A 22,849-nucleotide genomic window follows, 5' to 3' on the forward strand; every position below is an offset into this window, starting at 1 on the left:
TTATCGCTCCCGCGTCGCCGCGAACGTCACCGCGGGATAGCGGTCCGCGATGTACCCGACCTCCCACGCGCTCTTCGCCAGGAACACCGGGTTGCCATCGCGGTCCTTGGCCATGGCGCCCTTGTTCTGGTCCATGAACGTCCTCACCTCGCCCGCATCCCCGCCGACCCAGCGCGCGGTATCGTAGGGCGAGGGTTCGAGCCCCGCGGCGACCTTGTATTCGGCGTCCAGGCGCGACAGCAACACGTCGAGCTGAAGCTGACCGACCACGCCGATGATCCAGTTCGACCCGATTTCGGGATAGAACACCTGGATCACGCCCTCTTCCGACAGATCGTCGAGCGCCTTGCGCAACTGCTTGGTCTTGGTCGGGTCCTTCAGCACCACGCGCCGCAGGATTTCGGGCGCGAAGTTGGGCAGGCCGGTGAAGCGCACGCCGGGCTTTTCCGCCAGCGTATCGCCGACGCGCAGCGTGCCGTGGTTGGGGATGCCGATGATGTCGCCCGGAAACGCCTCGTCCGCGACTTCGCGGGCCTGCGCGAAGAACAGGATGGGCGAATGTACCGCGATCGGCTTGCCCGACCCGGACGGCGTCAGCTTCATGCCCCGCTTGAACGTGCCCGACACCAGCCGCATGAACGCGATGCGGTCGCGGTGGTTGGGGTCCATGTTGGCCTGGACCTTGAACACGAATCCGGTGACGTCCGGATTGTCGGGCGACACCGGCGCGGGCTCGGCCGGCAGCGCGTGCGGCGGCGGCGCGTGCTCGGCGATCGCCGCAATCAGCTGATCGACGCCATATTCGCGCAACGCCGAGCCGAAGAACACCGGCGTCAGGTCGCCGTTGCGATAGGCTTCGACGTCGAACTCGGGATAGCCGGCCTGTGCCAGCTCGACCTCGTCCCGGATCGCGTCCGGCAGGGCGGACGTATCGTCGCCCATGACGTGGAGGCCTTGGTACATGCCGCCCATGCCGATCGGCCACATCATCGGCGCGACATCCAGCGCCAGCTTGTCGGCGACCTCATCGAGCAGCTCGAACGGGCTCAGTCCTTCGCGGTCGACCTTGTTGATGAAGGTGATGATCGGGACCGATCGCAGACGGCAGACCTCGAACAGCTTGCGCGTCTGCGCCTCGATCCCGCGGGCGGCGTCGATGACCATGATCGCCGAATCGACCGCGGTCAGCGTGCGGTATGTGTCCTCGCTGAAATCCTCGTGGCCCGGCGTGTCGAGCAGGTTGAAGGTGATGCCGTCGCGCTCGAACGTCATCACGCTGGAGGTGACCGAGATGCCGCGCTGCTGCTCGATCTTCATCCAGTCCGACCGCGCGCGGCGGGCTTGTCCACGCGCCTTCACTTCGCCGGCCAGATGGATCGCGCCGCCCTTCAGCAGCAGCTTTTCGGTGAGCGTCGTCTTGCCGGCGTCGGGGTGCGAGATGATCGCGAAGGTGCGGCGGGGCTGGGCAGTCGTCATCGTCAAAATCCATCGTCGTTCCCGCGAAGGCGGGAACCCATCTCCGGCATGGGCCGGAGGGAGAGCGGGGGAGATGGGTTCCCGCCTACGCGGGAACGACGGGAGTTGGAAGGGTCAGGCGGTCAGCGTCACCGACATCGTGAATATCCGGTGTTCGCCCGGTGCCACGCGCAGGATGCCCGGCTTTTCCCAGATCTCGCCCGAAAAGCCTGCCGGATCGGCCTCGCCCCACCATGGCTCGACGCAGACATACGATGCGCCGGGCTTGGTCCAGATGCCAAGCTCGGGCGCGTCCCACTCGATCCGCAAGCCGGGCTGCCCCTCGACGCCGTACGTCAGCCCCCGCGATTCGACCGGCGACCAGATCAGCGCGTCGTCGGCGAACAGGTCGTCGCGCAGAGTCAGCACCGGCCCGTCGAGCGGGCTGGCGCGCTTGCCCGCGATCAGGCCGTCGGGCGACAATTCGCTGATCGCGCCGGGCTCGGGCGTATCGAACACCATGTGGTGATCGGTCTTGGCGCCGCCGTATGGCAGCGGCCAGGCGAAGGCGGGATGATAGCCGAAGCTCGCCGGCAGGTCGCGTATCCCCGAATTGGCCAGCGTCGTGGTGATCGTCAGCGTCGCTTCGACGATCCGGAAGTCGACCGTCAGCGCGAAGTCAAACGGATAGGCCGCGCGTGTTGCCTCGGACGCTTCCAGCCGGAACGTCGCACGGTCGTCGTCGACGCCGACGACCTCGAACATCGACCGCCGTGCGAAGCCGTGTTTGGCAAGCTGATACTCGCGCCCGTCCAGCCGGTAGCGATTTTCCGCCACCGCGCCGACGATCGGGAACAGGATCGGCGCGCGGCCGGTCCAGTATGCCGGGTCGGCATTCGTCATCAGCTCCGCCCCGTCGCTGTCGATCAGCGACGACAGTTCCGCACCATGAGGGTTGACCTCGGCGCGCAGAGCCTCCGACCCGAAGGAAATCCAGTCCGCCATCACCCCTCCCGGTGCACGGCAAACGCCTGCCACGACTGGTTGGTCGGCATCAGCTCAAGCGTGTTGATGTTCAGGTGCGGCGGCAGCGTCGCGACCCACAGCAACGTATCGGCGATGTCCTCGCTCGTCATCGGGTTCACGCCGCCGTACAGCTTGTCCGACGCATCCTGGCTGCCGGTGCGGACCAAGGTGAATTCGGTTTCGACCATGCCCGGCTCGATCGATGTCACGCGCACCCCGGTGCCGTGCAGATCGGCGCGCAAGTCCAGGCTGAACTGGCGGACGAAGGCCTTGGTGCCCGCATACACGTTGCCGCCAGGGTAGGGATATGTCGCGGCGACCGACGACAGGTTGATGATCGCCCCCTTGCGCGCGACGATGCCGGGCAGCAGCGTGTGGGTGATCGCGACCAGCGCGGTCACGTTGGTGTCGATCATCGTCCGCCAGTTGGCGAGCGACGCTTTCTGCGCCGGCTCCAGCCCCAGCGCGAGGCCTGCGTTATTGATGAGAAGATCGATCTCGGCGAACGGCCCCTCCAGGCTGTCGATCGCGGCATCGCGCGCGGCATCGTCGCGAATGTCGAAGGCGAGGGTATGGACATTGTCCGACCGGAGCGCCTCCAGCCGGTCGGCGCGGCGGCCGGTGGCGACGACGTGCCACCCGGAATCGGCGAACGCCTCGACCGCGGCCTTGCCGATGCCCGAGGTTGCACCGGTGATGAGGACGGTTGGCATGTACGTCTCCAAATCTTCAAACGTCATCCCCGCGGAGGCGGGGATCAATTCTGGCTGGCCGCAGTGAGTTTCACGACCTTCAGCGACTATTGATCTCTGCCCCGCGGGGATGACGGTGGTCAGGCGCGCAATACCGCCCCAAGCTTGGCCGCCGCCGCGACGACCTTGTCGGCAACCGCCTTTAATTCCTCGTCGGTAAAGCTCTTCGCACCCGGTTGCAGCGTCACCTCGACGGCCAGGCTTACCTGATCGTCCTTCACGAAGCGGTCGAACAGCCGGGCGTCGACGATCGTTCCCTTGTCCGCGCCCTTGACCCCGCGCACGAGGTCGCCGGCCTTCAGCCCGGCCGGCACGAGGAAGGCGAAGTCACGCGTTACCGCCTGCAACGCGGGAGGGGTGTAGGCGGGGCGCATGAAGCCCGTCGAGCGCTTGGGCGGTAGCGCATCGAGGTAGATTTCGACCGCTGCCACGTCGCCCGACAGGTCGAACGCCTTCAGCGTCAGCGGGTGGAGCATCCCGAAGGCGGCGAGCACCGTCTTCGGCCCCAGCCGCAAGGTCGCCGACTGGCCCGGGTGCCAGGTCTCGCCGGCTTCACCCATCACCTTCAGGTTCGCGACAGGGGCGCCGGCGGCCTCGAGCAGTGCCAGTGCCTCGGCCTTGGCGTCGAACGCATCGAAGGTCTTCGCTTTGCCCTGCGCCCAGCCCCGCGGGCGCGCGTCGCCGGCTAGCACGACGCCCAGCGTCAGACGCTCGCCATCCGCCAGATACCGCCGACCGAGTTCGAACAGCTTGATGCTGGTCGCCCCGCGCTTCGCGTTGCGTTCCGCTGCGGCGAGCAGGCCGGGCAGCAGCGAGGGGCGCATGACCTTCATGTCCTCGCTGATCGGGTTGGCGAGCGTCCACGCACCGCCCCCGAAGGCCGCGGCCTCGCGCTCGCTGATGAAGCTCCACGTCACCGCTTCCGACAGCCCGCGAGCGGCGGCGGTGCGGCGGACCTTGCGTTCGATCAGTTGCATCGGCGTCGCGGTCGGGCGGGCGACGCCGGGCGTCCGGGGCAGTGGGGTCGAGGGGACGTTATCGAGCCCCTCGATGCGGATGACCTCCTCGACCAGATCGGCCGGGCCGTCGACGTCGCGGCGCCAGGTCGGAACGATGACGGTCCAGTCGTCGGCGACGCCGAACCCCAGGCTCTCCAGGATCGCGCGCTGGCGATCCTCGGCGACGATGAGGCCGCCCAACCGCTCGGCAAGCTGCGGGTCGTAGGTCAGCGTCTTGGGCTCGGTCGGCGGCGTGCCGGCGCGGGTGATCCCGCTCGGGGTGCCGCCGCAGACATCGAGCACCAGCCGCGTCGCGATGGCGAGGCCCGCGTCGAGGAACGCGGGATCGACCCCACGTTCGAACCGCTGGCGCGCGTCGCTGGTCAGTTGCAGCTTCTGGCCCGTCCGCGCGATGCTTTCCGGCGTGAAATAGGCGCATTCGATCACCACGTCGGTCGTCGTTTCGCTGACGCCCGAATCCTCGCCACCCATGATGCCGCCGATGTCATGGACCTGGGCACCGTCGGCGATGACGGTCATGCCCTCGGACAGCATGTAGGTCCTGCCGTTCAGCGCCAGCACCTGCTCGCCCGCCGCCGCCCTGCGCGCGACCAGCCCGCCCGACAGCTTCGCCGTGTCATACACATGCAGCGGGCGACCGAGGTCGATCATCACATAATTGGTGATGTCGACCAGCGCCGAGATCGGCTTCTGTCCGATCGCTTTCAGCCGCGCCTGCATCCAGTCGGGCGACGCCCCGTTGGCGACGCCGCGGACCGCCTGGGCATAGAAGGCAGGGCAGGCCTCGGGGTCATCCGTGCGCACGTCGGGGCCGGGGCCTGCGCCGACGACAGGAGCAATTTCCTCTCCCGCTCGCCCTGAGCTTGTCGAAGGACTGTCCTTGTTATCGCTCGACGAGAAGGGCAGGGCTTCGACAAGCTCAGCCCGAACGGTGGAGAGGTGGCCGGCATATACATCGGCCAGCGGCTTCAGCGTCCCCAATCCCGCCGCCGCCAGATCGCGAGCGATGCCGCGGACGCCCATGCAGTCCTGGCGGTTCGGCGTGACACTGATATCGAAGACCGGGTCGTCGAGCCCGGCATAGTCCGGGTACGGCGTACCGACCGGCGCATCGGCGGGAAGCTCGATGATCCCCTCATGCCCCTCGCCGATCTGGAGTTCGCGCGCGGAGCACATCATGCCGCTCGATTCGACCCCGCGGATCGCGGCGACCTTCAGCGTGATGTCGGCGCCGGGGACGTACGCACCGGGAGGACCGAACACGCCAACCAGGCCCGCGCGCGCGTTCGGCGCGCCGCAGACGACCTGCATCGGTCCGTCGCCGGCATCGACCGACAGCACCTGCAGCTTGTCCGCCTGCGGGTGACGCTCGGCCGACAGCACCTTCGCGACGCGGAAGGGCGCGAGCTTGGCGCCCGGGTTCTCGACACCCTCGACCTCCAGGCCGATGCGGGTCAGCGCGTCGGCGACATCGTCCACGGTTGCCGACGTGTCGAGATGCTCCTTGAGCCAGGCATAGGTGAACTTCATGCGCCGACTCCTCCCGACAGCGTGGGTACGTCGAGTGCCGCAAAGCCGTAATGCTTCAGCCAGCGCAAATCGCCGTCGAAGAACGCGCGCAAGTCATCCATTCCGTATTTGAGCATCGCCAGACGATCGATCCCGCAGCCGAAGGCGAAGCCCTGCCACTCATCGGGGTCATAGCCGCCTGCCGCGATCACCTTGCGATGGACCATGCCGGAGCCCAGCACTTCCATCCACCCTTCCGCGCCGCCGATCACGCGCTTGCCGTTGACGACGGAGAAACCGACATCGACTTCGGCCGAGGGTTCGGTGAAGGGAAAATAGCTCGGGCGCAGGCGCAGGACGATGTCGTCGCGCTCGAAGAACGCCTTCAGGAACGTCTCCAGCGTCCACTTCAGGTGGCCCATGGTGATGCCCTTGTCGATGACGAGGCCCTCGACCTGATGGAACATCGGCGTGTGGGTCGCGTCCGAGTCCGAACGATAGGTGCGGCCGGGCGCGATGATGCGGATGGGGTTGGTGCCGCCCGCCGCCTTCATGGCGCGAATCTGCACGGGCGACGTATGCGTCCGGAGAACCATCGGCCGCTCATGCTCGCCGGCCAGATAGAAAGTGTCGTGCATCGCGCGTGCGGGATGCGTCTCGGGAATGTTGAGCGCGCTGAAATTGTGCCAGTCGTCCTCGATCTCCGGCCCGGTCGCCACGGCAAACCCCAGGTCGGCGAAGATCTCGGCCAGCTCGTCCATCACCTGGCTGACCGGATGCACCCCGCCAGTGGTGGGCAGATCGACCGGAAGCGTCATGTCCAGCGTCTCACCCGCCAGCCGCGCGTCGAGCGCGGCACGCTCCATGGTCGACTTGGCCGTGGCGATCGCCTCGGTCACCGCTTCGCGCAGGTTATGGATGCGCGGGCCCGTCTCCTGGCGCTCCTCCGGGCTCATGCCGCCCAGCGTCTTGAGCAGGCCGGTCACGGCCCCCTGCTTGCCCAGTGCGTGCACACGCACGGCATCGAGCGCGTCGAGGCTGCCGGCGGCGTCGATGCTGGCGAGCAGATCGGCGCGAAGTTGGTCGAGGTCGGTGGTCACATTGCTATCCCGTCATCCCCACGCAGGCGGGGATCAATAGTCGCTGAACTTGCGATTGGCTCGAACCCCAAGCCGATGGCGAGGTCAACCCATTCGGGATTGGATCGCTCGATCAGATTGAGCTTCCAGTCGCGATTCCAGTGTTTGATGCGCTTTTCGCGGGTGATCGCGGAGTCCATGTCGCCGTGGAGTTCGTACCAGGCGAGATGGACGGCGCCTTTGTCGTAGGCCCAGCCTTTGGTGATGCCCGAGCGGTCCTGGTGCAGGCGGGCCATCAGGTTTGATGTAACGCCGGTGTAAAGGTCACGGCATCGCCCGCTGGCGAGGATGTAGACGCAGGGTTGCTTTTCCGGTCTCATTCCCCTCGGCGTCATTTGCCCCGTCCTCTTTCATCATCCCGACACCAGCCATCGTCATCCCCGCGAAGGCGGGGATCAATTCTGGCTGCCGCATCGCTTCCTCACCCGGACCAGCGCCAATTTATCCCCGCCTTCGCAGGGATGACGAAATCAAGGGAAGGTGTGGAGGGCAAGAACGAAAAGGGCGCCGGTGGTATGCCCACCGACGCCCCTTCACGTCACATGCGTCAGGCGTGCTTTACGCGGCCTGAGGCAGGGCCGCCTTCGCCTGCGCGATGATCGCGCTGAACGCGGCGCCTTCGTGCATCGCGATGTCGGCCAGGACCTTCCGGTCGAGTTCGATGCCCGCGAGCTTCAGCCCGTGCATGAACTGCGAATAGGTCAGACCCTCGGCGCGGACGCCGGCGTTGATGCGCTGGATCCACAGACCACGGAAGGTCCGCTTCTTGACCTTACGATCGCGGTACGCATACTGGCCAGCCTTTTCGACGGCCTGACGCGCGATGCGGATGGTGTTCTTGCGACGGCCATAATAGCCCTTCGCCTGATCCAGAATCCGCTTGTGCTTCGAACGGGTGGTAACACCCCGCTTCACTCTTGCCATATCTCAGGGCTCCCTTAGCGCAGGCCGTACGGCGCCCACTGGCGCACATGTGCCACATCGGCATCGGCGAGCACCGAGGTGCCCCGGTTCTGGCGGATGTACTTCGCGTTGTGGCTGATCAGGCGGTGGCGCTTGCCCGCGACACCGTGCTTGACCTTGCCGGTGGCGGTGAACTTGAAGCGCTTCTTCACCCCACTCTTGGTCTTGAGCTTGGGCATTTTCGTCCTTTCGTCTGGGCGATTTCCGAACAGCCCTGGCAGCCCACACTGGCCAGGCCATTTCCGTATTCAAAATCGCGGAAGCGGCGCCCCTAACTCAAGGCAGACAGGAAAGCAACCGCGCTGCGGGAACTCGTGCCCAGGCCGCGGATTGAACCGTTCCATGGCCGACACGACTGCGCCCCGACTGCCGATCCGGACGCCGCTCGCCGCCGCGCTGTCAGTCGTCGTGTCCGCGATGGGCATATTGGTGCTGGTCTGGGGTGTGCTCTACGTCACCCAAGGCCGGTTCCTACGCCCGACGTTCGAGCGTGTCGTCGGCGGGCTGACCAACCGCGAGGTCCGTGTCGGCGGCGATTTCCAGCTTTATTTCGACCTGTTCGACCTGAAGCTGGTCGCCGAGCGTATGACGATTTCAAATCCGTCCTACGCGACCAGGCCGTACCTGTTCGCCGCCGATTCGATTTACACCCGCATCGCGCCGCTGTCGCTGCTTTTCGGCCGCAAACACGCGCGGTTCCTCGACCTGCGGGGCGCCGCGATCGACCTGGAATGGGACTCGCAGCACCGGACCAACACCTGGACGTTCAGCGAGAGCAAGGGAAAACCCGTCCAGTTCCCGATCATCGACCGCGCGACCGTCGTCGGCACCACGCTGCGCTACAAGGACGCGCGGCTGCAACTACTGACCGACCTGGGGTTCGAAACGGTCCGCTCGACCGGGACGCGGATCGAGGATTCAGTGCGCTTTTCGGGCGACGGCGTGGCGCGAGCGACGCCGTTCACCGTCACCGGAGCGCTGCTGTCGCCGAACGAAACGGCCGCGCGGGGGCGCAACCAGCTGATCCTGCGTGCGCGAGCCGCCGGCAATGTCATCACCGTCGGTGGCACGCTGCCCAGTCTTGCGGATATCGAGGACGTGCCGCTGCGCACGACCGCGCGTGGTCCCAACCTTGCGCGGCTGCTCGACATCATCGGCGTCATCATCCCGCAGACGCGCGACTATCGTCTGTCGGCCAACATGGTGAAGTCGGGTGACGTCTATGCCTTCACCGGATTGCGCGGCACGTTCGGCGACAGCGATCTGTCGGGGAAGTTCACCGCGGACGCCAGCAGCGAGCGATTGCTGCTGACCGCGACGCTCGCCACGCGAACGCTCGACATCATCGATGCCGCACCGTTCATCGGCTACAACCCCGACACTGTTGCGGCAAAGGGTGCGATGGCCGCCGCGGCGGAGACGGGTGCGGCGCCCGCGCGTCTGCTGCCCGACGCGACCTTCCCGATCGCGGCGATGCAGCGCTTCGATGCCAAGGCCGACTGGACCGTCCGCACCGTGCGATCGCGCAGCATCCCCATTTCGGATGTCAGCGTCCGGCTCGACCTGAACCGCGGGCGCCTGTCGCTGTCGCCGTTCACCTTTGCGATGGCGCGCGGCAATGTCGCGTCTGACATCCTGTTCGACACCCGTCAGCGCCCGACTGCGGCGAGCTACGACATCCGCCTCGCGCCGACTCCACTCGGGCGGCTGCTAGCCGGCTGGGGCGTTGAGGATTCGGGGACGAGCGGTACGGTGCGCGGGCGGATCGACCTCGACGGGCGCGGCGACACCATCCATGCGACGCTCGCATCGGCACGCGGTCGCATCGCCTTTGTCCTGCCGGCGGGAAGTTTCTGGACGCGCAACGTCCAATTGTCCGAACTCGACATCGGAACTTTCGCCCAAAAGATGTTCGAGGGACGGTTGAAGGAGCCGGTGCAGATCAACTGCGGCCTGGTCGGTTTCACCGTGCGCCGAGGTGTAGCGGCGGCCGATCCGATCCTGATCGACACCCAAAAGAACGTCATGCTCGGCCGCGGCGGATTTTCGTTCCGCAACGAGAGCATCGACTTGGCCTTCCGCGCGGATTCCAAGAAGTTCAGCCTGTTCGCCGGCCAGTCCCCGGTGCGTATCGGCGGCACCTTCGCCGCGCCGGGCGTCGATGTGATCGGCCCCGAACTCGTCGGCCGGGCAGGCGCGGGGCTGGGCCTCAGCCTGGTCGCCACCCCGCTCGCCGGTGTGCTGGCATTCGTCGATGTGGGCGATGCGAAGTCCGCCGCCTGCGGCCCGGTCCTGGCCGGCGCGACGGCGCGCGCGCAACGCACGACCAAGGGCGAGCCGCGTGACGATGTCGGCCGGGGCACGACCGCAACAGCCGAAGACGGCAACCGGACGAAGGGCGAGCGCAAGGAACAGCGCAAGAAGTTCCTCGGAATATTCTGAACGGGCGGCGTTGGATTGCGCCGGCAAACCCGTCAGACGGCGTGGCGGATGTGTCAGCGGTCGCAGAGGTCCCCGTACAATTCGCGATACGCCGCGATGATCGTGTCGTGTTCGTAATCGCGCAGCACGCGGGCGCGCATCGTCTGGCCCATCGCGTGGCGGACCGCGGGATCGGCCAGGATGCGGATGATCGCAGCGGCAGTGGCTTCCGGGTTGACCAGCGGGGTAACGATCCCACCGTGCGCGTCGCCGGGCGTGCGACCCTCGATCATCTCGCGGCAACTGCCAACGTCCGGCGCGACGACCGGGATCGCGCACGCGCCACCCTCCAGGATCACCAGCGGCTGTGCTTCGGACAGGCTGGTGAGGACCAGGACATCGACGAGCGGCAGCCAGTCGGCGATCGCGACGCGCCCGGTGAAGCGAAGCGTGTCGTCCAGCCCCAGCTCCGTCACCAGCGACTGGCATTCGGCGACGTAGTCGGGGTCTTCGTCGAGTGGGCCGAGCACCACCAGCCGCGCATCGGGCAGGCGGGCGTGAACCAGCGCTGCGGCACGAATGAACGACTTCACATCCTTGATCGGCACGACGCGGCCCAGCAGCGCGACCAGCGGGCGATCGGGATCGCGCCGGTCGGGCAATGTCTCGAACCGGCGCGTGTCGATACCGTTGGGAATGACCCGCAGCCGATCGGGCGCGGCGCCCAGCCGGTGCTGGACCGCGGAATTGTCGCCGTACAGCGCGATGATCGGATCGCACGCCTCGTAGCAGGCGCTGCTGTAGCTCGAGAAAGCGCGCATCCAGACGTCGCGCAGGTCGGCCACGCTGCGGTCGACCGCCAGCCCCGAATCGATCTGGTCGCCAATCCAGTCGGCCATCAGCACCTCGATCTCGCGTTCCAGCAGGTAGATGCCGTGTTCGGTGATCGTCGCCGGCCGCCCGGTCTGGCGCTGTGCGCGCGCCGCAATGACGCCGGCATAGCCGGTCGAGATGGTATGATAGACGCGCGCCGGCGGCAGCGGCGTCGTCAGGCAGGCGAGCAGTCCGCCGAACAGCGCGCGGGTCGCCCAGAAGAAATGGTGGAACGACGCGCTGGGGAGCGCCGCCTGGTAATGCGCGCGGATCAGGTCGAAGACGACGGGGTGGGCCAGCACGTCGGCCGGGCGGATGTGGCGATCGATCCGCGTGAACAGGTCTATCAGGTCGTTGACCGGCGCCGCCCCGTCCTCGGCGATCACGCGGATCAGCGCGCGGCCGATCGCAGCGGCGGTGTCGTCGGTCACCGCGCGCGGCTGCTGCGGTTCGGGCGCCAGGCCGACCTCCACCAGATCGACGACGTTTGTGGGCAGCGTCACGCGGTGAGGCAGGTCGGCCGCGCCGGGCTTGATCGCCACGATGGCGAAGCGCAGCTCGGGCAGGTGGCGGATCAGGTCGTCGAGCCAGGCCGACACCCCGCCGACGACATAAGGATAGGCGCCTTCGACGATCAGGCAGACGTCGGCGGTGTCGGATGCGGGTGCCGGGTTCGCGGTCACTGCGCGACCTGTCGCGGACGGGCCCACCAATCGAGGACGTCGGACGCTTGAGCGCCGGGCTGGTCGGCCAGCGCATCGATCGTCGCGTAGCTGCCTGCGTCCCATGCGGCTTCCGCCAGCAGCAGGTCGTAGCGCCGGCGCCGCTCGGCGGTCTGCGGCTGCGTCGCCATCAAGGCCAGTGCATCCTGCCGCATCGTTCGGCGCTGGGCATCGGACAGCAGCGCGTTGCCACCGGCGTGCTGGGCGAGCAGCGTTGCCAGCGCGTCCTCGGCATCCGCGTCGCCATGGGCGATCCGGGCTTTCAGCGCGGCGCGCTGTTCGCTCAGGTTGCCGATGACGCGCGCGGCAGCCGCGGCGGCGAGAGCGCGGATGGTCTGGTCGGGATCGGCCAGCGCCTGGACGATCAGCGGCGACAGCGACGGGCGGAATGATCGGACCACGGCCTCCAGCGTCCGGCGGCGGGCGGCGACGTCGCCGTGCGCCAGGACGGTCGCGAACGCACCGATCGCGTGCGGCGACGGCGTGTGCATCCGCCCGTCAAGCATCCTTGCCGCGGTCGCGGGCAGGGATAGGCCGGCGCCGGTGTCCCGATCGATCGGGGCGGGCAGCTGGAGGCGGCGGCGCCACGCCAGGCCTTGCGCGAACATCAGCCCCAGCGGTCCGACGATACCGGCGACCGCCGCGCGCAAGCCGATCGGCCGGATTTTTGCGCTGACACCGTATCCCGCGATCGACAGCGCCAGATGGCCGAACAGGCGCGCGGTATCGGGCACCGAGCCGATGACGAGCACGCCCAGGTCGACCAGGCCGAGCACGCCCAGGATCGTGATCGCGCGCATCACCCCCGTCCGGCGCGCGATGCGGCAGGGGCCACCGGTTGCGCACCCAGGTCCAGGACCTGCGGCAGCCACGTCGCGATCTCGGCCAGTTCCGCGCTGCTGTGGCTGCCCATCGTTGCGAAACCGGTGCGGTGGATGACCAGGCACCCCATGATCGTGCCGTCCGCGCCGCGCAGCGCGGCCGCGGCCACGCCGATATCGGCCAGCAACGGGCGGTCTTCGGCAGTGGTGACACTCAACGGATCGGCGGCACGGTCAAGCTGGTGGACGAAAGCCTTCGGCAGGACGACGGGGCGCGCCCCGGCGGCGGTTCCGCGCAGCCACACGCGTGCCGTCTGGTCGGGTTCGACGCGGTAGCAGGTGAAGTCGTCGGTACGCGTGGCCGCGGTCAGCAGGTCGCGCAACGCGGTACGACGCTGGTCGATCGGCGCGCTGATCGCCGCCGCCGCCAGTGCGATCACGCGGCCCGGCGATGCGGTGTCGATCGCCAGACGGACCTGGAGCGCGCGGTTGGCATCGACCAGGTCCTGATACGCACGGTCCAGCCGTGCCGCGTCGCCGGCCGCAGCCTGGCGATCGCGCCGCAACCGCCGCAGGCTGCGCGTCCGGATGTTGGTGACCTCGCCGATAGCGGTCGCCATCACGAACCACATGAGCGGCGTCAGCGACAGGCCGAGCAGCCGTTCGAGGTAATCGCCGGTCGGGGCCACCTGTTCGCCGTGCGACAGCCAGACGGCCGTCGACAGCATCGCCGCGACCAGTCCCGCTTCCGTCCCATAGGCCAGCGCCATGACCAGGATCGGCAGGCCGTAGGGATTGGGCGACAGCGTGACGAAGCCGCTGCCCCCGGTCACCAGCCAGTCGGCGCCCAGCAGCGCGCCGTACAGCAGGACGAACTCGGCGACGACGCGCAGCCGGCGCTTCCAGTGCGGCGACCGCATCATCGACCGGCTCCCAATCCGCGGGTGATCTGCGCGCGGCCGAACAGCTGGCGGCCATCGAAGCCGGTGCGCGACACCGACGTCAGCCCGCCGCTGCCCTCGACCCGCCAGCCATCGCCGAGTGGTGCCGACAGGCCGAGCGCGACATTGGGGCCGTCACCGCCGAAGCGATCGACGGTGTAGCCGAGCTGTCCGGTCACCTGCGCGCCGCGCACATTCGCGCTGCCGATGCCGAGCAGCGAGTGGTTCTCGCGATCGATCAGCGTCAGTGCCGCCGGCCGCCGGTTGACCAGTACATATTCGGCGTCGAGCCGGTAGGCGAGCGTCAGCGACGGCGAGCCGCGCCGGACGAGATAGTCCAGCCCGCCTGACAGGGTGATCGTGTCGCTGGCGTCATACGCCCCGGCCAGGCCATATTGGTTCCACGCGCCGTCGAGCTGGGCGTAGAGCCCGGGCGCCACGCGGTAGGCACCGCCCAGCGTCACGCGCGACAGCGCGCCATCGGCCAGCGCCTGTTGCGCGGTCGAATAGTCGGGCACGCGGTAGTAAGCCCCGCCGCGGAGTTGCAGTTCGCTGGGGCCGGCCACGAAGCGGATGCCGCCGCCGGTCACGCCGGTGTCGAGCGCCGAGGCGGCAAGCACCGTCGCGCGCACATCGTCGCGCAACCGCACGCCGACGCTGCCCTCGACGATCTGCGAAGTGACGCCGATATTCCGCGGGGTGGTCTGTACGGTGGTGTCGATATGACGCACCGCACCGCCGATCGCGACGACATCGTTCACCGCGGCATCGGCGCGGCCTGCGATCTCGATCTGCGTCAGGTCGCCGCCGTCGCGGACCGTGGTCGTCAGGCTGGCCGCACCGGGCGCAAAGGCGCGCGCGCGGCGGGCGGGCTGATCGTCGGCGCCGAGCGCGCGGTACAGCTGGTCCGCGCCCCGCGCATCGCCATTTGCACTGCGCGCATCGGCAAGGGCGCGGCGGGCGCGTGGATCGTCGGGATAGCGACGGACCAGCGCCTCGGCCGTCCGCCGCGCCTCGCCGGGATAGCCCGCGGCCGCGCTCGCCTCGATCCGCGCCAGTTCGGCATCCAGGACGCTGGCATCGACGGGCGGCGCTGCTTCGGCCGCAGGGCTGGCGTCGCCGGTGTTGAGAAAGGTCAGCGACAGCGTGCTGCCGTCGCGCGTCCAGGCGATGCGCCACGGCGGCACGGCGCGAAGCACCAGGCTCTGGTCGTTCCAGCGCAGATCCTCGATCGCGTCGCCTGCCGACCGGCGCAGCGCATCGATCGCCGTCTGCGCGATCGGCCGGGTGGCGCGCACCACCAGCTCGCCATCGCGCTCGACGACGTCCAGCCGTGTTCCGGCCGGCCAGCGAATCTGCTGCGATCCGATGCTGAGGGTCGCGTCGGCGTCGTCCCAGGCGGGTGGCGTCACCACGGCCGGATCGTCGGCGGCGAGGAAAAGGAGGGCGAGGATCATTGGGATAGGATCTCCCGTGCGCGGCCCGGTTCGCCCTGCGCGATCAGCAACCGCGCGTGAAGCGCGGCAAGCGTCCGATCGCCGGGGTTGCGACGGCGCAGGTCTGCAATCATCTGCGTGGCGTCCGCCCGGCGCCCGACCCGGTCGAGCAGCTCGACGGCGGTCTTGCTGGGGGCAGGCGTCGCGCGCAGCGCGCGTTCGAACCAGGGTCGGGCGGAGCGTTCGCCGCTCAGTTTCGCCTGTGCGTCGCCCCGCAGACGCAGCGCCGCGGCGTCGCCGGGACGCTCTTCCAGATACACGTCCAGGATGGCGGCGGTGCCGGCGGCGTCGCCGCGGTTCCAGCGTGTCCAGGCCTGGCCCAACCGCTCTTCGGGTGTCAGCAATCCAGCCTTCGCCAGCGGGCGCAGCACGGGATCGGGCAGCTCGCCGTTCGGCGGCGTTGCGGCCGCGGCGACCTCTTTCAGCTGGGCTTGCGGCAGCGGGCGCCCGTCCAGCAGGCGCGCGGTGGCCGCGCGCACGGCGGCGTCGTCTCCGACTGCGCGGGCCAAGCGCAACCGCGTCAGCGCGATATCGGTCCGGTTGCCCAGCGGATGGCGTGCCAGCTCGCCGATCGCCGCGGACGGCGTCGCGCGCGCGGCATACGCGTTCAGCCAGCCGATCCGGTGGCGTTCGGTGCCGCTGTCCGCCCGTCGCAGCAGCCAGACGACGTCGCGCGACTGGGGGCGGGGGCCGAGCAGATAGAGCAGGCGGCGTGCGGCAGGCGTGGTGGGGGACCCGGTCGCGCTGGCGGCCTGGAGCACCGCGATGGCAGCGGCTCGATCCCCGGCTGCCAGCAATCGCTCGGCGATCGCGGGCAGGTCGGCGCCCGGGGCCGCGGCACGACGGCGAAGCAGCGCGACCAGCCCGGCGCGGTCGCCGCTGCGGGTCAGGATCGCCTCCTGCGCGGCATCGCGATCTTTGGGCGGCAGCAGCGCGGCGGCCCGCAGGGCGGCCGCAGTGTCGCCGGTCCGCTCAGCGACGCGGAGCGCCAGCCACGGATCGGTGGCCTTCCAGCCGTCGCCGGCGACGCGCGTCAGTTCGGGCAGCAGGTCGGTCTTTTCCAGCCGCCGCGCGAGGTCGAGTGCCAGCGTCGCATCGGGCTTCGGAATCGCCCCGCGCGACGCGGCGCGCAGGATCAGGTCGGGGTGGTTCAGCGCATAGCCCGCCGCGACGATATCGGCGGCCGGGACAGCCACCCGACGATCGGCCGCGGCGACGAGCATTGCGGTCGCCGCGGCGGGGTCGCCAGCGGCGCGGGCCGTCTCGAACCGCTGCCGCCACGTCGGTTGCTGCGTCGCGACAGACTGGGCGACGGTCGGCAGGACCGGCGTCGGCGTAACGCTCGGTTGCGGCGGCGTGGGGAGCGCCGGCGGTGTGGCGGGCGTGGCGGGCGCGGGCGGCGTATCCGGCTGCGCATGTTCGTGGACGCTTTGCAGTTCGCTGGAATTGGGCAGCAGCGTGGACGCGACGACGAGCATCCCGATGCCGAGCGCGATCGGCACCAGCATCACCAGTCCTTGCCGCGACCGGCGGGTCGTCATGGCCGTCGCTCCGGCAGCAGGCGATCGAGTGCCAGCGTCGCCACATAGGGCGACACGCCGGCCGCGCGGGCGCGCTCGTACAGCGCGGCGACCTGGCGGCGATCCTGCGGGTCCCAGTAATCGAGCGAGGCTAGCGTCAGTGACGGATCGGCGCGCTTGGCCGCCTGCAGGCGATCGAGCTGCCAGGCCCAGTCGCTGGCCGATGTCAGCTCGTAGCGCTTGTCGACGAAGCTCCACCGCGACGCGACCGCTTCGCCCAGCAGGATGTCGAAGGCACCCGCCGCGCCCGGGACCACCGCATAGCCGCGGTTGAGCATGATCCGGATCGCGGGAAAGCGCGCGCGGATGGCTCTCAGCAGCGTGACACCGGCTGCGACCATCCCGGCATTGCCGACCGGATCCTCGCGCTCCAGCGCTTCGGCATTGTCCATCGTGTCGATGAAGATGCCGTCATAGCCCAGCCGCAGGATGTCGGGGATGAGCCGGTCGAGCACCAGGTCCGTCCACTCGCGCCGCCGCAGGTCGACCAGGCGCGCATCGGGCCAGTTGGGATTGGCGGCGCTCAGCGCACCCGCGGTCGCCAATGCGTCGACATACGGTCGGCCGCGCTCGACCTCGCCCAGGCTGATGTAGCCGAGCAGAGTCGCGCCGGGTGCGCGAAGCGGCGCGATGGCGCGCGCATGATGCGGTTCGAGCACGAGCAGGTCGAACTGCCGGGCGAGTACGGGATCGGTGGTCGCGGAATAATCGACGCCCCAGCGCAGCGTCTGCGCTTGGCGCACGGGGTCGGCGGCGCCGGCGAAGCGCGGGGCGAACACGGCGCCCAGGGCCGCCGCTGCCACTTCCATCACTCGCCTGCGATTCATGACGCCGTTCCGACCCGTCCTACAAAAGTCGGCCACCCGCCCCGACAACTGCGGGATTGTTTCCCACAAACAGCATAAAGATAAGATTTACGGTGGCGTTCGCGACCATCGCCACGCCGATCGCGGCGGCCATGACCGACCCCGCCAGATACCCCCAGCCGAACGCGCCGACCCCTGCATTCCACAGCCAGACCGTCGCAATTGCGCTGGTCAGGGTGAACGCGCCCCAGATCGCGACGATGCGTCCGAACAGGTTGAAATAGGCGAGGACGACGGTGCTCGCGATCGCGATCAGATGGAACACGGCACCGGCCGCGGTCTGCCTAAATGCGAAAATTACGCGAATATCGGCGCCGAGCAAGTCGAGCAGCGGAACAGCCAGCACCCAGGCGGATGCGGCGACGATCAACTGCGAGATCAGCAGGATGCGCAGGCCATCGACCATCGTGCCGATCAGGTCGGCGCGCGCGTCCTCGATCCGCTTCAACCGCGACGTGCCGGTGCAGCGTGCCATCAGGTCGCCGAACACCCGGTCGAACCGCGTTTCGGTGACGATCAGCATCAGCGTCAGGCCCGGCACCAGCGTCAGCAGGCCCAGGAAGCTGCCCAGGTCGTTGATCGGATTGAGTCTCAGCGGCGACAGTGTCGTGACGCTCTGCGGCCCGAACCACAGGATCCACTTGTCGATCCAGATCGCGACGACGCTCAGCAGACCGGCCAGACCGACCAGCAGGGCCTGGCGCACGGAGACCAGGCGCTTGCGCGGCAGGCGGGCCGGGGCGGGGAAGCGGCGGACCAGCACGACCGCCAGCATGATCAGCGCGACGCCCAGGCCGGCAACGATCGCCGCCAGTATCTGCCAGGCCTCCGGCCGCGTCAGCAGCGCGATCGACACCGCGATGACGGCGATGCCGAACACATAGGCGAGAAGAACCATCCGGTAGCGATCGGCCGCGGTCAGCAGCGGTGCGGCGATCCAGATCTGGGTCAGCACCGCGAACAGCAGCGTGGCGCCCAGGCTGGCGCGAAACGGCAGCGCCGCTATTCCGCCGAACAGCAGCGCGCCGACGATCGCGGCGATTGCGCCGCCCAGCGCGAGCGCCGGACCGATAATGCCCGGTATCCGCCCGGTATCCTTGGCGAACAGCGCGTCCGACACCAGTCGCGTCGCAAGGATGCCGATCGGCGCCGCGATGACCGCGGTCAGGCTGAAGGCGTAGATCAGCACTGTGTGCAGCAACGTCGCCTCGGCGTCGCTGAGGCTGCCGCGGCTCCACTGCGCGAGGATGGCGACGCTTGCCGCCGTGATCAGCCAGGGCCCCGAGCTGATCGCGGTCCCGTGCGCGGCGGCACTGACGATCCCGCCGATGCCGCCTTCGCGGGCCATCTTCGCCAGCCTGAAGCCGATCCCCGCCACGACGCGTGTCCTTACCGCGTCACAGGATGAAATCGGCCGGCGTCAGGTCGTGATGGCCGACCAGCGAGATCGAGAATTCGGCCGCGCTGGTTGTGTTGGTGTTGCCGTAGATGACGGTGTGCTCGACACCGCCGACCATCTCGAAAGCGAAGCGGAGCTGGCCCGCCCCGGTGAAGGCGGCACCGGCGTCGGCCCGCAGCGTGAACGCCTGGTCACCGTAGGCGAACAGCGAAGTGTTTGCATCGATTGCCGACAGGTCGATCTTGTCGACGCCGCGCTGGAAATCGGTGATGATATCGCGCGTCGTCGCAGTCGTCGCACTGTCGCCGGTGGCGGTGAAGCGGAAGATGTCGGCGCCCGCGCCGCCCGTCATGATGTCGCGGCCGGCCCCGCCGAAGATCGTGTCGTTGCCATCGCCGCCGTCGATCGTGTCGTTGCCGGTGCCGCCGATCAGCGAATCATTGCCACCCAGGCCATACAGGATGTCGTTGCCGGCGCCACCGTTCAGCGTGTCCGCTTCCGAAGTGCCCGTGATCGTATCGTTCCCCGATCCGCCGGTGCGATTGATGCCGGCCACGTCGACGACGGTGACCGTCAGTGCCTGGGTGTCGACCACGCCGCGCGCGTCGGTCGCGGTGACGGTGACGGTGTAGATGTTGTCGCGGTTCGAATCGGTCGGCGCCTCGAAATCGGGGGCCGCGGCGAAGCGGAGCGCCCCGGTCAACGGATCGATCGTGAAGGCGGCGCCGTCGCCGCCCGCAGCGATGCCGAAGCGGACGCTGTCGCCCGACGCGATGTTGGCGTCGGTGGCGGTGATCGCCGTCACCGCTGCGACATTCTCGCTGAGCGACATGCTGGCGGTCGCTGCGCCGTTGTACGACGTGATGATCGGCGCGACGTTGGCGTCATAGCCGACCGTCACGCTGTGGTTGCCGATCGCGCCGATATCGATCGTCAGGATTTCGCCGACCAGGCTGACCACGCTCGCGCCGGTGACCTTCGCCCAGTTATTGCCGGGCGCCTGCAGGTCGATGACGACCTGGCCCTCGCCGTACGCCGAGAAGCTCAGGTTGCGGCCGTCGCCGGAGAGCGAGATCAGGTCGGCGCGCATCGGCAGCGCGGTGATGTGGGTCACGTCGTCCGCGACCGCGCCGATCGTGATGGTGAAGCTGCCGCCCGACTGCGGCAGGAACACCTTGTCGGCGCTGTAGGCGTACCAGTTCGCGACCCGCTGGATCACGCCGCTGCCTTGACCGTCAACGTCGAGCGCGAAATTGCCGGCGGCTGCGGACGCCGAAACGCTGGCGGTGATCGTGTTGCCCGACACGCTGGTCGTGATCGTTGATGCCTGGAACGCGGAGATGCGGCCGGCCAGATCGGCCAGCGTGACGAATTCCATCCCCGACTGGGCCGCCCGCGCGATCCAGTTGGTGAACATCGACGTGACGTAGGGCGACGTGCCGCCGTTGCTCCACATCGCCGGACCATAATCATGCCACGGCCACACGATGACGGGGGCATCCGCCTCCGCCGTCAGGGTCGCGAATTCCTTCGCCCAGAACGCCTCGGCCTCGGCGACGGTCTTCTTCTGGAATTCCATCAGCGTGAAATCGAAGAAGGTGTTGGGCGCGAGATAGACCTTGCCGTTCGCCGCATTGTCCGGCGTCATGAAGCCGAAGGCGTTGGGATAGCCCGCACCGACGCCCGAATAGCCGCCCGACAGGTAATCGACGTATTTGAAGATTTCCTGGCTGGTCGCGATCGTTTCCGGCGCGCCGGGAACGGCGGCGCCGCCGATGCTGACCGCGGTACCCAGATAGGCCTTCAGCTGCGCTTCGAGCACGCTGCGCTCGTCGCCGAATTCGAACCGGATCTGGTCGGGCGTCAGCAGGTTGGTGTTTTCGGGATGGGTATAGCTGTGCAGGCCCAGCTCGTTGCCCATGTCCATCAGCTGCTTGTAATAGGGCAGCGACACCGCCCAGTCGGTCGTCTGGTCGTTCGCCGGATCGTTGCCGATGTTGACGTAGTAACTGCCGACGAAGTTGTACTGCGACTTCCAGGCCGTCAGGATCGGCATCAGCTTGTCATAGATGCCCGGCGTCGTGCCGTCGGGATTGACCTCCAACCGCTCCTGGCTCTGGTCCATGTCGACGCGCGACGCGACGATTCCGACGTTGCGGGTCATCTGGAGCCCGACCGACAGGCCGCTGCCGTTGACCGAATAATCGATCGCCTTCTGCAGCAGGTTCTCGTCGGCCATGACGGCTTCGGTCGAGAACAGCACGTTGCGGCCCGCGGTCTGGCTGGCGATGGCGGCGGCATAGGTCTGGCCGGCGATCGTCTCGGTCGCGATCGTCGTGCCGGTGCCGCTGACGCTGGTGATCGCGTTCCAGCCGACGCCGGTGTACTGATGGATCAGCTGGCCCTGGTCGTAGCCGTCGAGCACCAGCGACGTGTCGGTCGCCTTCACGGTCACGTCGCCGGTTCCGCCGGTGACGCGCGTCACGTCGAAGAACAGCTTCATGCGCGCATAGCTGTCGCCGGGCAGGGCCGACCCGTTTGCGGCATTGGTCATGAATTCGCCGCCGGCGATCAGGCCGATGCCGAACTGCTTGACCGCCTGCTGCAGGGTCGTGGTGATCGCATCGACCTTCGATGCATCGACGTTGCGGAACGACGGGAAGACGATGCTGTCGTACTTGGCCAGCTTCGCCAGGTCGGTCAGGTCGCTTTCGCGGATGATGTCGAAGGGCACGCCGGCCTGCATCGCCTGGCTCTGCGCGGCCATGAACAGCTGCGAATAGGCGGTCTGGCTGAAATAGGCAGCGGCCGTCGTGTCCGACCAGACGATGGCGATTCGCGTGTCGGCGGCCGGCGCGATGTCGACCGAATTGTAGACGGTGAAGCCGCCCGACGAGAAGCTGCCCGGCAGGAACACGCTGTTGTTGATGTCGAACAGCGTGTCGATGGCGGCCGGGTTGCCGATCGCCGCCTTGGGGACCGCAAATTCCAGCGCGGTGCGGTCGGCCGACCATGCCGCGGTCAGCCCGGCGAGCACCAGGGTCTGGCCGGCATCGCCCTTGAACAGCGACACCACGCCGTTGGCGTCGATGTTGACGTTGTATTCGGCACCGCCGGCGAAGCCGAAGATCTGGTATCCGGTCGCCGTATTGCGGTCGGTGTTGAGCCACGCGGTGGTATTGGCGCCGATCGCGGTCGGCGACTTCAGCGCGAACAGGAAGCTGTCGCCGACGGCGCGGGCATAGATCGCATAGCCGTTGGGCAGTTCACGGTCGATCCGATCGGCGGTCGACCAATCCGACAGATTGCCGTCGACAACCGGCGTCATCGTAACCATGTTCGCTAACCTTTCGCAGTGTCGCCCCTTCGTCGGGCGTCGGCGGCGCGTTACAATAAGTTAAGCGTTTGCGGAATGTGCGGCAGCGTGCCTTTTCCGCGCTGTTCCAAATTGACACGGAGCGGGCGGACTTTCACATTCGACAGCACGCGCCGTCCCAGGTCGCAAAAGTTACTGGCCGCGAACGCAGCGCGTCCCGCGTCTACCCGTCCTCAGCCGCGGCGTTCCGGGCAGGAACGGGCCCGGCCTATTCAGAAAAACATCATGATACTGGACAGTGCCGTCGTGTTCGACGTCGGGCCGGATCGCGAGACGCGGGGTCGTGATCCGGCGGGGCAAGTCGCGTGCGGCCTCAATCGGCGCCACGATGTCGTGGTTCGCCATCGACTGCCGCCAGACCTTGGAGATCGAGCAGGACGGGAAAACCGACGGCCGGTCCGAACCGTCCGGCTTGGCGGCACCATCCCCTCACTGTGCGCGACGGGTATGATGGTCATTCCCGGTCGTGGTGTTGAAACGAGGGGGGGGGG

Annotated in this window: 17 protein-coding genes; 1 reads left to right on the forward strand and 16 read right to left on the reverse strand. The window is 68.2% G+C overall.

Features of this window, described 5'->3' with window-relative positions; all coding sequences use genetic code 11:
- The 8 genes from ASE86_RS14895 to rpmI form a co-directional block, all read right to left on the reverse strand.
- Complete coding sequence (locus ASE86_RS14895; protein WP_056428634.1) at window positions 1-1,476, reverse strand: peptide chain release factor 3; 1,476 nt, start codon at window positions 1,474-1,476, stop codon at window positions 1-3.
- A 114-nt stretch (window positions 1,477-1,590) separates the two neighbouring features.
- Entirely contained in the window at window positions 1,591-2,460 is an 870-nt protein-coding gene (locus tag ASE86_RS14900; protein ID WP_056428637.1) for an aldose 1-epimerase family protein, read from the reverse strand.
- Complete coding sequence (locus tag ASE86_RS14905) at window positions 2,460-3,194, reverse strand: SDR family NAD(P)-dependent oxidoreductase (RefSeq protein WP_056429119.1); 735 nt, start codon at window positions 3,192-3,194, stop codon at window positions 2,460-2,462. Before ASE86_RS14905 ends, ASE86_RS14900 begins: the two co-directional genes overlap by 1 nt.
- Window positions 3,195-3,313: 119 nt before the next feature.
- On the reverse strand, window positions 3,314-5,782 hold the full coding sequence (gene pheT, locus ASE86_RS14910; RefSeq protein ID WP_056428640.1) for a phenylalanine--tRNA ligase subunit beta: 2,469 nt from the start codon (window positions 5,780-5,782) through the stop codon (window positions 3,314-3,316).
- Entirely contained in the window at window positions 5,779-6,861 is a 1,083-nt protein-coding gene (gene pheS / locus ASE86_RS14915) for a phenylalanine--tRNA ligase subunit alpha (protein ID WP_056428643.1), read from the reverse strand. The genes pheT and pheS overlap by 4 nt, the downstream gene beginning before the upstream one ends.
- Window positions 6,858-7,235, reverse strand: a complete 378-nt coding sequence (locus ASE86_RS14920; protein ID WP_321162997.1) for a GIY-YIG nuclease family protein — start codon at window positions 7,233-7,235, stop codon at window positions 6,858-6,860. Before ASE86_RS14920 ends, pheS begins: the two co-directional genes overlap by 4 nt.
- A gap of 223 nt (window positions 7,236-7,458) precedes the next feature.
- Complete coding sequence (gene rplT, locus ASE86_RS14925; RefSeq protein WP_056428644.1) at window positions 7,459-7,824, reverse strand: 50S ribosomal protein L20; 366 nt, start codon at window positions 7,822-7,824, stop codon at window positions 7,459-7,461.
- Between the two features lie 14 nt (window positions 7,825-7,838).
- Complete coding sequence (gene rpmI / locus ASE86_RS14930) at window positions 7,839-8,042, reverse strand: 50S ribosomal protein L35 (RefSeq protein ID WP_056428647.1); 204 nt, start codon at window positions 8,040-8,042, stop codon at window positions 7,839-7,841.
- Between the two features lie 163 nt (window positions 8,043-8,205).
- Here rpmI and ASE86_RS14935 point away from each other — a divergent pair, with 163 nt between their 5' ends.
- Entirely contained in the window at window positions 8,206-10,305 is a 2,100-nt protein-coding gene (locus tag ASE86_RS14935) for an AsmA family protein (protein ID WP_082441960.1), read from the forward strand.
- 53 nt (window positions 10,306-10,358) lie between these two features.
- Here ASE86_RS14935 and pelF read toward each other — a convergent pair whose 3' ends face one another.
- Genes pelF through ASE86_RS14975 form a run of 8 tightly spaced genes read right to left on the reverse strand, consistent with a single transcriptional unit; the run spans window position 10,359 to window position 22,310 of the window.
- On the reverse strand, window positions 10,359-11,840 hold the full coding sequence (gene pelF / locus ASE86_RS14940; RefSeq protein ID WP_056428655.1) for a GT4 family glycosyltransferase PelF: 1,482 nt from the start codon (window positions 11,838-11,840) through the stop codon (window positions 10,359-10,361).
- Window positions 11,837-12,679 carry a hypothetical protein gene (locus ASE86_RS14945; RefSeq protein ID WP_056428659.1) on the reverse strand — a complete coding sequence of 281 codons (843 nt, stop codon included), beginning with the start codon at window positions 12,677-12,679 and terminating at the stop codon, window positions 11,837-11,839. Before ASE86_RS14945 ends, pelF begins: the two co-directional genes overlap by 4 nt.
- Window positions 12,679-13,623: a hypothetical protein gene (locus ASE86_RS14950; RefSeq protein ID WP_156347211.1), complete on the reverse strand. Its 945-nt coding sequence runs from the start codon at window positions 13,621-13,623 to the stop codon at window positions 12,679-12,681. The genes ASE86_RS14945 and ASE86_RS14950 overlap by 1 nt, the downstream gene beginning before the upstream one ends.
- Complete coding sequence (locus ASE86_RS14955) at window positions 13,620-15,098, reverse strand: tetratricopeptide repeat protein (protein ID WP_056428664.1); 1,479 nt, start codon at window positions 15,096-15,098, stop codon at window positions 13,620-13,622. The genes ASE86_RS14950 and ASE86_RS14955 overlap by 4 nt, the downstream gene beginning before the upstream one ends.
- Window positions 15,095-16,678 (reverse strand): tetratricopeptide repeat protein, encoded by a 1,584-nt coding sequence (locus ASE86_RS14960; RefSeq protein WP_056428667.1) that lies wholly within the window; start codon window positions 16,676-16,678, stop codon window positions 15,095-15,097. The genes ASE86_RS14955 and ASE86_RS14960 overlap by 4 nt, the downstream gene beginning before the upstream one ends.
- Window positions 16,675-17,544 (reverse strand): endo alpha-1,4 polygalactosaminidase, encoded by an 870-nt coding sequence (locus ASE86_RS14965; protein WP_056428668.1) that lies wholly within the window; start codon window positions 17,542-17,544, stop codon window positions 16,675-16,677. The genes ASE86_RS14960 and ASE86_RS14965 overlap by 4 nt, the downstream gene beginning before the upstream one ends.
- Window positions 17,545-17,563: 19 nt before the next feature.
- On the reverse strand, window positions 17,564-18,961 hold the full coding sequence (gene pelG, locus ASE86_RS14970; protein ID WP_056428671.1) for an exopolysaccharide Pel transporter PelG: 1,398 nt from the start codon (window positions 18,959-18,961) through the stop codon (window positions 17,564-17,566).
- Between the two features lie 19 nt (window positions 18,962-18,980).
- Window positions 18,981-22,310, reverse strand: coding sequence for a M10 family metallopeptidase C-terminal domain-containing protein (locus ASE86_RS14975; RefSeq protein WP_082441962.1), 3,330 nt, complete (start codon window positions 22,308-22,310; stop codon window positions 18,981-18,983).
- Window positions 22,311-22,849: the final 539 nt, after the last annotated feature.

The organism is Sphingomonas sp. Leaf33 (assembly GCF_001421785.1).
Taxonomy (GTDB): Bacteria; Pseudomonadota; Alphaproteobacteria; order Sphingomonadales; family Sphingomonadaceae; genus Sphingomonas.